At 59.9% G+C, this 15,042-nt stretch carries 9 protein-coding genes; 6 read left to right on the forward strand and 3 right to left on the reverse strand.

The window, feature by feature from the left end; all coding sequences use genetic code 11:
• Positions 1 to 52 precede the first annotated feature (52 nt).
• The gene (locus tag NMA52_RS19255) at positions 53 to 1,492 is read right to left on the reverse strand and encodes a chorismate-binding protein (protein WP_254828823.1); all 1,440 of its coding nucleotides are present in this window, start codon (positions 1,490 to 1,492) and stop codon (positions 53 to 55) included.
• A 280-nt stretch (positions 1,493 to 1,772) separates the two neighbouring features.
• Here NMA52_RS19255 and NMA52_RS16575 point away from each other — a divergent pair, with 280 nt between their 5' ends.
• The 5 genes from NMA52_RS16575 to NMA52_RS16595 all read left to right on the forward strand — a co-directional run bounded on the left by NMA52_RS16575 (position 1,773) and on the right by NMA52_RS16595 (position 8,552).
• A complete protein-coding gene (locus NMA52_RS16575) occupies positions 1,773 to 2,831 on the forward strand; it encodes a trans-acting enoyl reductase family protein (protein WP_254828824.1) in 1,059 nt (352 codons plus the stop codon).
• 78 nt (positions 2,832 to 2,909) lie between these two features.
• Positions 2,910 to 3,644 (forward strand): DUF4197 domain-containing protein, encoded by a 735-nt coding sequence (locus NMA52_RS16580; protein WP_254828825.1) that lies wholly within the window; start codon positions 2,910 to 2,912, stop codon positions 3,642 to 3,644.
• Between the two features lie 134 nt (positions 3,645 to 3,778).
• Positions 3,779 to 7,054 (forward strand): carboxypeptidase regulatory-like domain-containing protein, encoded by a 3,276-nt coding sequence (locus NMA52_RS16585; RefSeq protein WP_254828826.1) that lies wholly within the window; start codon positions 3,779 to 3,781, stop codon positions 7,052 to 7,054.
• Between the two features lie 234 nt (positions 7,055 to 7,288).
• Complete coding sequence (locus NMA52_RS16590; protein ID WP_254828827.1) at positions 7,289 to 7,951, forward strand: hypothetical protein; 663 nt, start codon at positions 7,289 to 7,291, stop codon at positions 7,949 to 7,951.
• A 43-nt stretch (positions 7,952 to 7,994) separates the two neighbouring features.
• Positions 7,995 to 8,552 (forward strand): PRC-barrel domain-containing protein, encoded by a 558-nt coding sequence (locus tag NMA52_RS16595; RefSeq protein ID WP_254828828.1) that lies wholly within the window; start codon positions 7,995 to 7,997, stop codon positions 8,550 to 8,552.
• A gap of 58 nt (positions 8,553 to 8,610) precedes the next feature.
• Here NMA52_RS16595 and NMA52_RS16600 read toward each other — a convergent pair whose 3' ends face one another.
• Entirely contained in the window at positions 8,611 to 11,358 is a 2,748-nt protein-coding gene (locus tag NMA52_RS16600; RefSeq protein WP_254828829.1) for a putative LPS assembly protein LptD, read from the reverse strand.
• 213 nt (positions 11,359 to 11,571) lie between these two features.
• Between NMA52_RS16600 and NMA52_RS16605 the strand changes: the two genes are divergently transcribed.
• Positions 11,572 to 12,969, forward strand: a complete 1,398-nt coding sequence (locus NMA52_RS16605) for a HEPN domain-containing protein (RefSeq protein WP_254828830.1) — start codon at positions 11,572 to 11,574, stop codon at positions 12,967 to 12,969.
• Here the strand turns inward: NMA52_RS16605 and NMA52_RS16610 are convergent.
• A complete protein-coding gene (locus tag NMA52_RS16610; protein ID WP_254828831.1) occupies positions 12,953 to 14,932 on the reverse strand; it encodes an OmpA family protein in 1,980 nt (659 codons plus the stop codon). The two genes, NMA52_RS16605 and NMA52_RS16610, sit on opposite strands and share 17 nt — an antisense overlap.
• Positions 14,933 to 15,042: the final 110 nt, after the last annotated feature.

A 15,042-nucleotide genomic window follows, 5' to 3' on the forward strand; every position in this document is an offset into this window, starting at 1 on the left:
TTCGGAACTTTTTTATTACAGCGGTCCAACGGGGTGACACCGTCCAACGGGTTCAAAAGCTCGCGGAGTAGGTTTCCGCCTTGGTGATCGCCTTGGTCAGGGCGCCGAGTTTGTGGTAGACTTCCTGCAGTTCGCTCTCCTCGTCGCTGGCCGCCACCACGCCGGCCCCCGCCTGGTAGTAGAGTACGTTGTCCTGGCTGAAGAAGGAACGGATCAGGATGGCCTGGTTCATGCCCCCGTCGAAGTCGATGAAGCCGATCGCGCCGCCGTAGAAGCCGCGTTGCTGATTCTCGTACTTATCGATCAGCTCGATGGCCCGGTACTTCGGCGCCCCGCTGAGGGTGCCCGCCGGAAAGGTGTCGCCGAAGATGCGGACGGCTTGATCCTCGCGTCCCAGCTTACCGTCCACGGTACTCACCAGGTGAATAACGTGGCTGTAGTAGTGCACCTGGCGCAGACTACGCACGGTGACGTCCCGGGTGTGGCGGCTCAGGTCGTTACGGGCCAGGTCGACCAGCATCACGTGTTCGGCGTTTTCCTTGGGGTCGGCCAGCAGGCGTTCGGTGGCCTCCCGGTCACGTGTGGCGTCGCCGGTGCGGCGGTAGGTGCCGGCGATGGGATTAAGGCGGGCCACGCCGTCGCGAATGACCATCTGGCTTTCCGGGCTCGACCCCATGATGCGGTAATCGCCGTAGTCGAAGTAGAAGAGGTAGGGGGAGGGATTGATGCTGCGCAGGGCCCGGTACACCTGAAATTCGTCGCCGGTGAATCCCTGGCGGAACTGGCGGCTGAGAACGATCTGGAAGACATCGCCGATCCGGCAGTGGTGCTTGCCGCGCGCTACCAGTTCGCGGTATTCGTCGTCGGTCAGGTTACTGCTTTCGTCGCCATCCGTACGAAAGGGGTGCACGGTGCCACCCGCGCGAATGGCGTTCTCTACTTCATCCAACCGGCTTTGCTCGCCTTCGGGAAGGTTTTCGATCAGCAGGAGCTCGTCGCGGTAGTGGTGGAACACCAGGACGAAGCGGTATAGGTGATAGCGGAGGGCGGGGGCCCGCAGGAGCCGTGGATTGCGGAAGGAGAGCGTATCGAAGTAGGCAACCCCCTCGAAGTTCGTGTGGCCGATCAGTCCGTTGAACTGCCGGATCAGGGGAGTGGTGTCGCCGTAGTCCAGCTCAAAGGACCGGAGGAAGACACTGAGGTCGCGGCTGACGGTCTGGGCGTCGTTGCACGGCACCTGCGTCCCCGCCCCCCCTGCCCGACCGCGGCGGATCATCCCGTCGTCCACGCGGTAATAGGCCAGGGTTTCCAGTCCCATTACGCTGAAGTAGTGTTCGTTGTGGCGAGTTTCGTTGGATTCCAGCAGGACGGGGTCGGTGAACTTATCCCGGAGGGAGAGGTAGAGGGAGACCGGCGTTAACTGGTCGGCCGTAAGCCGCCGGGTGATGACGCGGAGCCGGGTAGTTTCCTGAGTGAGGGTGGATGTGGACACGGATAAACGATGTTTGGAACGGTGGCCGGGCGGGCGCTAACGAAAAAGGCCCGCCGGAGCAACCGACGAGCCTTTAAATCTTTGCAAAAGGGCTAGCGCGTGCTCAGGGGAGAGTACGGTTGAGCCACCAGCTGAAGGAGGTTTTCATTTGCATGGCGGAAAGGTAGGAAGAAATTTCAATTTCCCGCCGGCAATTTGCAATTTCGACACCGGCGAACCTCCGCCGGGGCGGGGAGTTAGCAACTTGCCGCTCCCCTACCCCCACTAAAAATTCGGTTCCATGGCTGATTTCATTCTTTACGGCGCCTACGGCTACACCGGCCGGCTCATTACCCGCACCGCCGCCGAATATGGCCTACGCCCCCTGCTCAGTGGGAGGAACGCGCAAAAACTGGAAGCCATGAGCCTGGAATTCGGCTACGACTACCGGGCGGTGGACCTGAAAAACCGGACCGAGTTGCACGATCTGCTGAAAGGATATAAGGTCGTCCTGCACGCGGCGGGTCCCTTCGCGGAGACGGCGGCCCCCATGCAGAAAGCCTGTTTAGCGACCGGGGTACACTACCTGGACATCACGGGGGAAATATCAGTATTCGCGGCCTCCGCCCGCCGCGGGCCGGAAGCCGAGCGGGCCGGGGTGATGCTCATGCCGGGGGTGGGCTTCGACGTGGTCCCTACCGACTGCCTGGCCGCCTATCTGAAGCGGTGCATGCCCGAAGCAACCGAATTGGTGCTCGCCTTCGCCTGGAAGGGTGGCATGATCAGTCACGGCACCTCCAAAACCATGCTCGGCGGCCTGGGCAGGGGCGGGGCGGTTCGGCGCAACGGCAAGATCGTACCGGTGCCGGCCGCCCACGACGAACGGTCGTTCCCCTTTACGGAAGAGGCTACCCTAAACGCCGTCACCATTCCCTGGGGCGATGTTTTCACGGCCTACTTTACGACGGGGATCCCGAACATCAGGACCTACTTCGCGGTGCCGCCCGCGCAGATCAAAATGATGAAACGCAGCAACTACCTGGGGCCGATACTACGCCTGGGGATCGTGCAGAAGTTTCTGGCGAAAAAGATCGAGGCCCGTCCCGCGGGTCCCGACGACGAGCAGCGGCAACGCGCCGAAGCCTACGTCTACGGAGAAGTGAAGGACGTGAGTGGAAAAACGGTGGCCGCCCGCTTGCGCACCCCGGAGGGCTATACCCTCACGGCGATAACCGCCCTGATGATCGTCCGGCGGGTCCTCGACGGGGAGATGGAGCCCGGCTACCGCACCCCGGCCGGGGTATACGGTCCGGACTTGATCATGGAAGTCGCGGGCGTGACCCGGGAAGACTTGGCCTAACCTTAGGCTTCCCTTAACCCGCCGGCGCAAATCTTCCGCCGCCCGCAGGCGTTGTTAGGGGAACAAAGCCCTTACCGTATGATCCGTTCTTGCCTCATTCTATTTATGGCCCTGGGACTTGCCCTCCCCGCCGCCGCCCAGTTCGGCAATTTGGGCAAACTGGCCGATAAGGCACAGGGTATCGTCACCGGGCAGACTCCCCTGTCGCAGGACGAGATCGGTACCGCCCTGAAGGAAGCCCTCGATCAGGGGGTCGGGCAGGCCGTCACATCCCTATCGGCGCAGGACGGATACCTGGCCAGTCCGTATAAGATTCTTCTGCCGGAGGAGGCCCGCACGGTCGTCAGCCGCGTCAGCGCGCTCCCGGGCTTTGGTAATCTTGAGCGGGACCTCGTCGAGCGCATTAACCGCGCCGCCGAACTGGCGGCTAAGCAGGCCGGTCCGATCTTCGTGGACGCTATCCGCGGACTTACCTTCAAGGATGCCCTCAACCTGCTGATGGGTGAGAAAGATGCCGCGACCCGTTACCTGGAGACGAGTACGACCACCGGTTTGACCGGTGCCTTCCGGCCGGTGATTCGTGACGCGCTCGACGAGGTGAAGGCCAATGAACTCTACTTTCAGGCGGTTACGGCCTACAACAAAATTCCCCTGGTCAAAAAAACCGAGCCCGAACTGGACCGTTACGTGACCGCGCGGGCTTTGGAAGGAATGTTCGGTCTGATCGAGGTCAAGGAAACGGAATTACGCGAGAACCCCGCTTTGCGGAACACCGAACTGCTGCGTAAAGTCTTCGCCCGCCAGGACAAGTAGCTTAGCCCGCGCCGGGCGGGAGGATTCTGGAAAGGTTAACATTGGGTTAACGTGAAGGTGAAAAAATCAATAGACCTTTGCACCAACTTTAGGGGGTCTCGCCCCGGAACCTAATCAACCAAATCCTTCTAAGTATGAGGTTTTTTACCAACCTTCTCACCATCTGCCTGGTGCTGATGCTACTGCCGCTTGGGGTAGCCGCCCAGGGGGTGACCACTTCCTCCATCTACGGGCAAATTACCGAGGCCGGGACGGGGGAACCCCTGATCGGCGCTACGGTGCAGGCCGTGCACACCCCCTCGGGTACGACCTACGGTAACGTAACCGACCTGGAGGGCTTTTTCCGTTTACCCGGCCTGCGCGTCGGTGGCCCCTACACCATCTCGGTTACTTACACCGGCTTCAGCCCGATCGTACAGGACGACATTTTCCTGTCCCTCGGTCAGGCCTTCCAGTTCAGCCAGTCCCTCAGCGAGGGAGCGGTCGACCTGGGAGAAATTACCGTGACCTCCACCCGGGGCGCCGTTTTCGACGGGAAGCGTACCGGTCAGGAGACCACCATCAGCGAGCAGCAGATCGACGCCCTACCCACCGTAAACCGGAACATCGCCGATTACGCCCGCCTCAACCCGCTGGCCAAGATCGAAGAGGGCGACGGTTTCGCCATTCAGATCGCCGGTCAGAACAACCGCTTCAACAGCATCTACATCGACGGAGCCGTAAATAATGACGCCTTCGGTCTTTCCGGATCGGGCACGAACGGTGGCCAGACCGGCGTTTCGCCCATTTCTATTGACGCGGTGGAGCAGTTCACCGTTGCGGTGGCTCCCTTCGACGTCCGTCAGAGCGGATTCGCCGGCGGGTCGATTAGCGCGGTCACCCGGTCGGGAACCAATAACCTGGAGGGATCGGCTTACTACTTCTTCCGCAACGACGGTCTTACCCGTGACGCCGGATTTACGAATGATGTCGGCTTCGATTTCGACCCCATTGCCGAATTTTCGGCCAAGACCTACGGCGCCCGTCTCGGCGGACCGATCATTAAGGACAAGGTGTTCTTCTTCGTCAACGCCGAACTGCAGCGCGACGAGACGCCCCAACCCTTCAGCATCGCTAACTACCAGGGCAACAGCAGCGCCGGCGACCTGAGTGCGCTGGCCAACACGATCCGGAATACCTACGGCTACGACCCCGGTGCGTACGACAATAATACCGCCTACCTGAACAGCGACAAGCTGCTCGGTAAGCTCGACTTCAACCTGAGTGACGTCCACAAGCTCTCCGTACGGCACAGCTACGTTACCGCCGAGAACCTGGAAGCCCGCAACTCCGGCAGCCGCAACATTAACTTCCTCAACGGATCGGAATTCTTCATTTCGAAGACCAACAGCTCGGCCGTCGAACTCAACAGCCTCTTCGGCAACTCCGCCAATAACCTCACGATCGGATTCACCAGCGTGCGGGACGACCGCGACCCCCTGGGACCCGACTTCCCCACCCTGCGTCTGCAGGACGGCAATAATGGTAACATCGAACTCGGAGCCGAGCGCTTCTCCACGGCCAACCTGCTGAACCAGGACATCCTCACGATCAAGAACGATTACACCATCTACGCCGGTCGCCACAACGTCCTCGTAGGTGCCAACCTCGAATACTTCAAGGCGGGTAACCTCTTTATCCGGGAAAACTTCGGTTCCTACCAGTACTTCGACAGCGATTCGCTCACCGGCGTGCAGCGCTTCCTGGCCGGCGAACCCGCCGATCAGTTCGATCGCAGCTACAGCCAGGTTGATAACATCACGGGCGACGGCAGCGCGGCCATCGCCACCATCAAGCAGACCCTGATCGGCTTCTACGTACAGGACGAATTCCAGGTCAACGATCAGCTGCGCCTGACCGGTGGACTGCGGATCGACGTGCCCGTGTGGCCCAACGACGTGCCGGAAAACGATCAGTTCAACAGCGAGACCATCCCCCTGCTGGACCAGGCCGGTTACGACCTCGAGGGTGCCCGCACGGGTCAGTTCATCAAGTCGAGCATCCTGTTTAGCCCCCGTTTAGGGTTCAACTACGACGTGCTGGGCGATAAGACCCTGCAACTCCGCGGCGGCATCGGCATCTTCACCAGCCGCATTCCCCTGGTATGGCCCGGTGGAGCTTACAACAACTACGGCTTCAACATCGGCGGTGTCCGCCTCCGGGACGAGGTGATGTTCAACCCCGACGTCAACAGCCAGCCTCCGGGTGACATCAACCTGAGCAACCCCGCCCCCTCGGGTCAGATCGACCTCTTCGCTCAGAACTTCAAGTTGCCCCAGACCACCAAGGTGAACCTGGCCGTGGATTACCAACTGCCCCACAATTTCATCCTAACGGTAGAAGGACTCTACACCAAGTTCAACAACTACGTTCGTTACCAGAGCCTCAACCTCGATCCGAGCAACATCGCGCGCCTGACCGGCACTCCCGATAACCGGGTGTACTACACCAGTTCCTCCGCGCTCGACCGCACCTACACGGGTATCTATCTCGGTACGAACACCGACAAGGGGTACAGCTGGAACTTCAGCACCGTACTGCAGAAGCCGTTCAGCAACGGATTCATCGGAACCCTGGGCTACTCCTACGGCGACAGCTACAGCCTGTTCGACGGCACCTCCAGCCAGAACTCCTCCCAGTGGCGGAGCTACTACAACCCGGAGGGTCGTAACAACGAAGGCCCCGTACAGCGTTCCGCCTTCGCCGCCGGCCACCGTATCTTCGGATCGGCCAGCTACGCCTTCGAGGGTACCGAAAATACCAAGCAGACCTTCTCGATCTTTATGAACGGCGACAGCCGGGGAGCCTACACCTACGTGGTCGGAGCTTCAAATCGCGACTTCGTGAACGATTTCGGTTTCAGCTTCAACGAAGTGGCCTTCATTCCGGCCAACGCTTCCGAGATCAATCTGGTGGAAGACCGTAACGGCAACTCTCCCGCCACTCAGTACGCCGCCCTGGAAGCATTCATTGAGGACGATCCCTACCTGAAGGACAACCGCGGCCAATTCGCCGAGCGCAACAGCAACTGGTCGCCCTTCAAAACCATCTTCGACGCCCGCTTCCTGCAGGACTTTTACATCAACACCAAGAACGGTCACCGCAACACCCTGCAGCTGTCCCTCGACGTGTTCAACCTGAACAACCTGCTGAACAAGCAGTGGGGACAGATCAACAGCCTCGGCTTCGGTACCTACTCCCTGGTGAATCTGGATGACATCTCCGACGACGGCGTACCGACCTACACCGTCAACAGCGAGATCGTGAACGGCGCTAAGCCCGACGAGATCTTCGACGACAACCTGGACGACTCCGGCCTGCGCAGCAGCCGCTGGACCATGCAGCTTGGGGTACGCTATACCTTCAAGTAATCCGTTCGGCCGCGCCATCACCGGCGCCCGTTCGTAAAGAGCCCCCGACCCGTCAAACGGTCGGGGGCTTTTCTTTTTTCGTCTCCCCCGTACGGCGGTTTCTGACCGGTTTTAGAACATCGACCACCCCGGGAAACATCTATAGGTGATGGGGTAACTCCTGAGTCGTGGGTAGCATACGCCACGGACGCCGGCTAGTCTCCCCGCAACCATCACCACAAAAACCAAGTAACCATGGCACAAATACGTATTGAAGAGAAAAAAAGCGGCACCCCGATCTGGCCGTGGATCATCGGCCTCCTGCTCCTGGGAGTCATCATCTGGGGAGTAGCCGAAGCTTTCGACGAATCCGAAGAGGTGTACACCGAGGAGGTCCTGGAGGATGACGACAGCGTAGCCGGCGTCGCTACCGGCATCGACGAGAATAACAACTACAACGACTACGAAACGCCCGACGAAGACTACACCGGCGCCGTCACGACCTACCTATCCACCACCGAAAATATGGAGGGGGAAATGGGTATCGATCATGAGTTTAGCCACCGGGCGCTGACCGAACTGGCAATGGCCACCCGGGCGATCGCCGAAGATAAGGGGCTCACGAGCGAGGCTTCGGTCAAGGAAAAGACCGACCGCATCGAACGCCTGGCCAATGAGATCATGGAAGACCCCATGGCCGGTGATCACGCCGATAAGATCAAAATGGCCGCCCTGCTGATCACCGAAGTTCTGGAGGACATCGATAGTGAGGCCTACGACGGTCAGAGTGCCGCCGACCTCGCTAAGCTCCGGCAGGAGGCCCAGGCCATGAGCGCCGAAACGCTCACCCTAAACCAGAAAGAGGACGTACGCACCTTCTTCCGTCAGGCCCGCATGGTGCTGCAGCGGATGAGCTAAACACGCCCTCTCCTACCCTCCCTAACCCACAAAATACTCAGATATGAACACCACAGTAAATGACGATGACCGCATCCGCGCCAACAGCCGCCTGAAGTTTCTCGACGAAATTTCCGGTTATAAGGTGCACCACGACGATGTAGATCCCCGAGGATATACCGTCAAACTGCAATCGGGCGAGTCCATCGGTGAAGTGGAAGGCCTGCTGGCCGATACCGATGCTAAACTGGTCCGCTACGTGGAAGTGGAGATCGATGACGACATCATCGAGCGCCACGACCGCGACCTGTACAACGAGAAGGACCGCCACGTGCTGGTGCCCGTCGGGCTTATCCGGATCGACCAGGACGACCGGTCGGTCGTCGTATCCGGCATTCCCTACGATCGCTTCAACAACTATCCGAGGTACGAACGCGACCGGGGGTACACGACCAGCCACGAGATCGATACGACGGACTACCTTTCCGATTTCCACGAGTTCGGTAAGAACCACGATCGCAGCCGTTACGCTACCGATAACTTCCGCAACGCCGATCGGCTGGACGATGCCTTCTACGACAGTAACTTCTACCGCAACCCATCCGCCCACGATCGGCCGTAGTCCGGTTTTACGCTAGTGGATCCAACGACCCGTACCGCACCGCGCGTTACGGGTCGTTTTAGTTTCCGAACCTGTTTTGTCCGTCGTACCGGTTCTGGTTAATCGGCACTTCCAGGAAGTCGAAGGTACCGGGCTTGACCGCGATGCTAAACTGGTAGGTATTGCGCTGGGGCGCCCAGCTGAAACGCATCTCCCAGCAGTGTAGGTCGCGGGCGAAACTGAGGTAGGGGTAGGTGATGCTCTTGCTCGTAAAATCATAGCCGATCTGGCCGATGTTGACGCTCCAGTTCTCGGTGAGCTGCAGTGCCCCCCGCAGTTCGATACTGTTAGCGTGGGTGTTGAAGCGCAGGGTGTCGCGAGTGCCCGGCACGGCGGAGACTTCCCGGTCCAGGCGGTAGTTGAGGGTGTGCCGGATACTGAACTTCTCGAAGAGACTAAGGATGTCCGTTTCCTCAAACAGGGTATTCTCATCTTCCCGACGGCGACGGCGCTCCTCGACCACGTCGGTGACGTATTCTTCCTCCTGCCCCTGGAACAATTCCCGGATTTTCGCGACCGTCAGGTTGGTCGATATCGTTCCGTTGAAGGTGTTCAATTGCACGGGTGCCCCCCGGTCGCGCAGGGTGGTGATCCCGATCCGGTCCACTTGATCGGTCACCGGATCGTAGCGGCTCACGTAGGGATCGAAGTTGGCCCGCAGGCTCACCTGGGTGAGGCCCTTGAAGAAGCTGGTACCCCCCGATACGTTGATGGCGCTCCACTGCAGACTGTCGGCGGTGAGTTCGTAGTTTCCGCTGACCGCAATGTTCTGGAATAGCTTGACGATATTATCGGTGCTGTCCTTGCGGTTATAGACTTTCGCTTCAAAGAGGTTGGCGATGGAGTAGCTCACCCCGAAACTCTCCTGAGATGAACTGGGCGTTCCGAAGATCTGCCCCTGAAAAGGAGTCACGAAACGATTGGCGTTGCCCCGGACGGGATCGATGTCCGTCTCCCGGATGAAGTAGGGCGTCCCGCTGATAAAGTCCGTTGCGTTACGGTAGTCCGGCGAGTATCCCACCGTTACCGTGGGTTTCATGACGTGGCGAAGTCCCTTCAGGCCGAACAGGCCGCGTTCGCCGAGCCGCACGGTTCCGAACAGCTGGGTGCTGACGCTCACCCCCGCGCTGTAGGTCCGGTAACTGGCCAGCCCGGGGTTCAGTCGGCTGTTGATGGAGGCAAAGGAGATCGTGTCGACGGTGACGTTACCGTCCTCGTCGATGCCGGGCTCCGTATCGATGGTCGACGGATCCAGGAAATACTCGAGGGTCTTGCCGTAGTAGACTTCGGCGTAGCTGGCGTTGGGGCTTACGTTAAAGTACTTCAGCACGTTGAGGCTGAGGGCGGTACTCACGTCGTGCCGAAAGCCGTAGCGCGCCTCGTCGAAGGTCTGTTGCGTGAAGAAGCTCGTATCCTGCCCCGCGAATTCCGTCTTCAGTTGGCTGTTGTACCGGAAGCTCAATTTCTTGTACCAGGCCCGCTGACTGCCCGGCAGATTGCGCAGAGGATAAATGGTCTGGGTCTGGAAGCTGGCATCGGGGAAGCTCACCGAGATCGCTCCCGTCTGGTTGTTCTGACTGTGGGTGAGTCCGGCGGTGAGGGTGGATTTCAGTTTCGGGAAAGACTTGGTGATGTTCATCGACGAGCGTATGATGTTGGTGCTCGCGGATTCGTAGGTATTCAGGTACCGCTGGTCGGCCAGGTTTGTTTGGAAGTTGATGCTTCCGCCGAAATTGAAGGTCGGGTGGGCGCGTTGGTCCTGGCGGTGACTCCAGCCCAGAGTGATGCCCTGGTTGACGATCGGCTGCAATCCTTCGGATACCGAGGTTTCGTCTACCAGCCGCCGGTAGCTGAAATTGGCGCTGCCGCTGTACTTATACCGACGCCGGTAACTGGAGGCGGCGTTGACGGTAAAGGTGCCGTTGAGGTAGATATCGCTGGTCGCCGTCAGATTCACGTGTTCGCCCAGGGGGAAGAACCAGCCGATGCCCTGAAACCCGAAGCCCCACTGCGGACTGTACTGGTAGTCGCTGGGAAAAAGCAGTCCGCTGCTCCGGCCGCTCTTGAGGGGGAAGAAGCCGAAGGGAAGCCAGAACGGCGTGGGGACCCCCATGATCTCCAGGTTGGACGGCCCGATGATGGCCAGTTTGTTGGGTACTACCTTCGCGCGCTGAGTGCGGATGCCGAAGTGGGGATGATCGAGTGAGCAACTGGTAAAGATGGCTCCCTCGGTATAGATCACGTCGGAGCGGGTACTGTCGTTGGTCGCGATACCGCCGCTGACGAACTTGGACTTGCCGCCCCGGACGTACACGTCGTCCTGGGTGGTGACCGTTTCGGTCACGATCCCCTTTCGGCTCTTAAAGTTATAGGTTAATCCCTTGGCCGTAAACTCCTGACCTCCATCACTGAATTTAGGATCGCCTACTTGGGTTCCCGAACTATCCGGCCAGGGTTCCGCGGAGACGACGTTCTGCCCGTAATCGAGTACGATGTGGTTGGCCTCCAGGCTGACGTCCTGATAGTTGACGCGGGCGTTTCCGTACAGGTGGATGCGCTGGTTGACCAGGTCGACGTCCATACTGTCCTCGCTGCTGTACTCGACCGGCGCGTCCAGGCTGTCGGGGCTCATCCGGTAATCGGCCGTGCTTCCCGAAAAGACGGCTCTTTCCGGAATACTATCCACCTGCGCCCCCGCCCGAACCGCTACGAAGAGCAGGCAGTAAAGCAGGGCGGCGGTGCGCGGGTGCGAAAAAAGCTTGGTCAATGCGGTGTAGGTCTCCGTTTGGACTAACGACCCGGGCGGCTCATCCGTGGTTCGTTAGCGGGGCCTTTAACGGTTCATTAAGTAAGGGCGGCAAAAGTACGACAGTTGGCCGCGGATGGGGCATCTATTTGGGTCCGTGTTAGGTCTCCAGGACGAATTTGGGTATATTTCCGGGAATCCATTTCTAGCAATTTCTAGTCAATTATCTATGATATGCCATCCAATTTCATCTTCGAACTGCTCTGCATCGACCCCGACGACATCAACGATCAGCGGGGCTTTATTCACGCCATCAGTTACAGCAACGACGTATGGAACGGACGTTCGCCCATCATTACGAAAGACAAGAACGGCAACGACTACATCAAGGGGGAAAGCGGACTTACCGTCACCGTTATCAATGTCGACACCAGTAAAATATTAACCGACCTCGTGGAGGCCGCCTTCGTACTCCGCGTCGAAAGTCAACTCTTCGAACCCCTCGAGCCCTTCCGTCAACGCCTGTTGCGGCACCTCAGCGATAAACTGCGCTTCGCCCACCTCCGGGTCCTGCAGGACGACATCAGCAGCGAGATCGCCAACCAGCTCTACCCCAAGATCAATGCCGTGGAGAACCTGCTCCGCCGCTACCTCATCAAGTTCTTCTTCCAGCGGGTAGGTATGTCCTGGTGGGAAGTGACGGCCACGCCGAAAATGATCGAAAAGGTCAAGGCCCGGCAGCGCAACCGCTCCAATCAGTTCAGCTATTTCATCAACAGCGACATCGAGTTTGCCGACTTTGACGATCTGGGCTTACTCATCTACAAGCAGTCCACCGGCTTCAACGAGCCCGAGAAGGTGCTCGAACGCCTCAGCACCATTGACACCCTGGAGGAATTGCAGGAGCTGAAGTCGAACCTCGAAGGCAACTACACCAAGTACTTTAAGACCTTCTTCCGCGACAAGAATTTCGAGCGACTGTGGAAGGAGATGTCGAAGATCCGCAACAAGGTGGCCCACCAGGCGACCTTCTTCCACAGTGAGTTACGCAAGGGCATCGAGCTTTCGGCCGAACTCACCTCCATCATCAAGGAGGCGGAATACCACATCGACGAGATCGTGCTCTCCCTGAAGGAAAAGCAGGCCATTCACCAGGCGGCGGCCGAAGTGGTGCGCGAGGAACAGGAGGAAGCCGCCGTACAGCAGGCGCAGGACATCGCCGGCGGCCGCCCCCACCAGACCGTGGAGGAGCCGACAGTGCTGACCGCCGGTTCCACGACCCCGAAGGATCACGATCACCGGGTGAAACTTACCGGCCCGAAGATCATCGGCAAGATCAAACTCGAGCATAAGACGAACACCTACCGGGATACCGCTCCCCCCGGCTACCGGGTCATCACGGCGGAGGAAATTATGGATGAGCTGCACGAGGCCCTACACCTCAACTTCACGACCTACGTGGGACTGAAGTGGTTCGTCACCCAGTACCTGGCCAATAAGGGCTACGCCATCGGCACCACCTATTCCCTGGTCAATATCCTCATCGAGCAGACCCACATCGAGCTTTACGACTGGGAAAGCCCGGAGGGCTACATGATCAAGGCGGTCAGGCTGCCTAGTTCAGGATCCTGAAGGTCGTCCGGCGATTGCGCTGGTGCTCCTCCTCAGTACACCGCTGACAGATGCATTCGGCTACAGGCTGGGATTCGCCGTAGCCCTTCGCGGTGAGGCGGTCGGGACTGATGCCCTGGGCGACGAGGTAGTCTACGGCCGACTTGGCGCGGGCCTGACTCAGGCGATCGTTGTAGGCGTCCGTGGCCCGGCAGTCGGTGTGGCTGCCGAGTTCGATGCGAATGTCCGGGTTGCGGGTCAGCAGGTCGGTCAGCTCGTTCAGGGTCGGCTTGGCGTCTTCGCGGATGAAGCTTTCGTCAAGGTCGTAGTAGATATTCTCCAGGACGATCTCGCGGTTACGGAAGATCTTTTCGATCTCCAGTTCGAGTTCGTAGCGTTGCTCGGGCGCCTCCGGGTCGCGGGGCAGGTTGCGACTGCTGAAGCGTCCCTCCGCCGCGAGGTACTCCGGTCGCTCGGCCCGGAATTCGTAGCGTTGGTCGTCGACCAGGACCAGGCTCAGCTGACCCTCTTCGTTCGTGGTGACCGTCCGGCTCTGCTCGCCGACCTGCGCGATAACGCTCGCGTTGGGCACCGGCCGCAGGCCGAGTACCCGGCTGGCGGGGTTGGTGGGGTCTTCGTAGATTTTCTCCACGACGGTGACGTCCAGTACGTTGCGGTACGCGATCGGGGTCGTATCGGGCGGCGGTGGGGGCAGCACGGTGCGGGTGTAGGCGTAGATGTCGTCCCCGCCGGCACCCCCCGGTCGCGCGCTGCTGAAGTATCCGGTAGAGGTAGAGCCTACGCCCGTGCCGTTGCGCCGGAGGATGGTGTAGGCAAAATCGTCGGCGCCGCTGTTGATCGGCATGCGCAGGTTCTTGGGCGCGTTGTACCGTCCGTCCCCGAGCGGCCAGGTGCGGAAGATGTCCAGCCCGCCGAGTCCTTCCAGTCCGTCGCTGGAGAAGTATAGGGTGTCGCCGTCGAGGGTCGGAAACTGTTCGTTGCCTTCGGTGTTGATGGCGCGGTTCATCAGGTCCGGTTCGCTCCACTTGCCGTCGGCGCCCAGGGTAACGCTGTACAAATCGTAGCCGCCCCAGCCGTCGGGCAGGTTTGCCGAAAAGATGAGCGTCTTTCCGTCCGCGCTCAGGGCGGGGTGCATGTAATTGGCTTCCGGGGTGACGAAGGGGAGTTTTTCCGCGGGCGCCCAACCCTCGCCCACCCGCTCGCTGCGGTACAGGCCGCAGTAGGCATCGCTACGCTTGGCCGGCGGACTGCAACGGGTGAAGTAGACCGTGTTTCCGTCCGCGCTGAAGCTCACGGTCCCCTCGTTATCGGCGGTGTTGAGTCCGGCATTGAAGCCTTCGACGGAGGCGGCCCGGGGGTCCACGCGGAAGAGGTCGCTGAAGTTGCGGCCCGTCCACTTGTAGGTTTCGTCTCCCGTCGCGGAGCTGCGATCGCTGGTGAATATCAGTTCATCCCCGTAAGCCACGGCCGCGTAGTCCGCTCCCGCGCTGTTGAAGGCTACCGGACTGACGTCGAACTCCTTAACTTCCATGGCTTCCAGCCGGGCTTTCTGCCGCATGGCCAGTTCGGCGCCGGCAATGTCGCGGCGGAATTCGTAGCGAGAACCGATTTCGAAGCCGAGATCGGTGTACACCTGTATGGCCTCCTCGTAGCGTTCGAGTCGCTTGAGCGCGGCCGCCCGTTCCCGCAGGGCGTCGGGGCCGGCCCCGTTGTCGTAGGCGGTCTGGAACCAGGCCTCCGCTTCCGCGTCCCGGCCGGTTTCCCGGTAACTGACGGCGAGGTTCAGCGCGATGTCCCCCTGCTGTCCCCGCGACTTCGCCCGCTTGTACTCGCGCTCGAGCATGGGAATCGCTACGTCGTACTGCTTGCGGTCCACGGCGGTTGATCCGTCCGTAATCTTGGCCGTATAGGTGCATCCGGCCAGGGTGAGCAGAATCGAAGCAAGGAGAGTCAGGCGCAACATGGAGGAAGGATTTGCAAAAAAACGATTGCCACCGACCATTGTTTCCGGGGGGCGGGGCCGCGGGTGCCGTGGTCGTGACCAAGAGCAAGGTAATGCGGTAAAGCGATCTA

Origin of the sequence: Lewinella sp. JB7 (genome assembly GCF_024297185.1) — a bacterium.
Taxonomy (GTDB): Bacteria; Bacteroidota; Bacteroidia; order Chitinophagales; family Saprospiraceae; genus Neolewinella.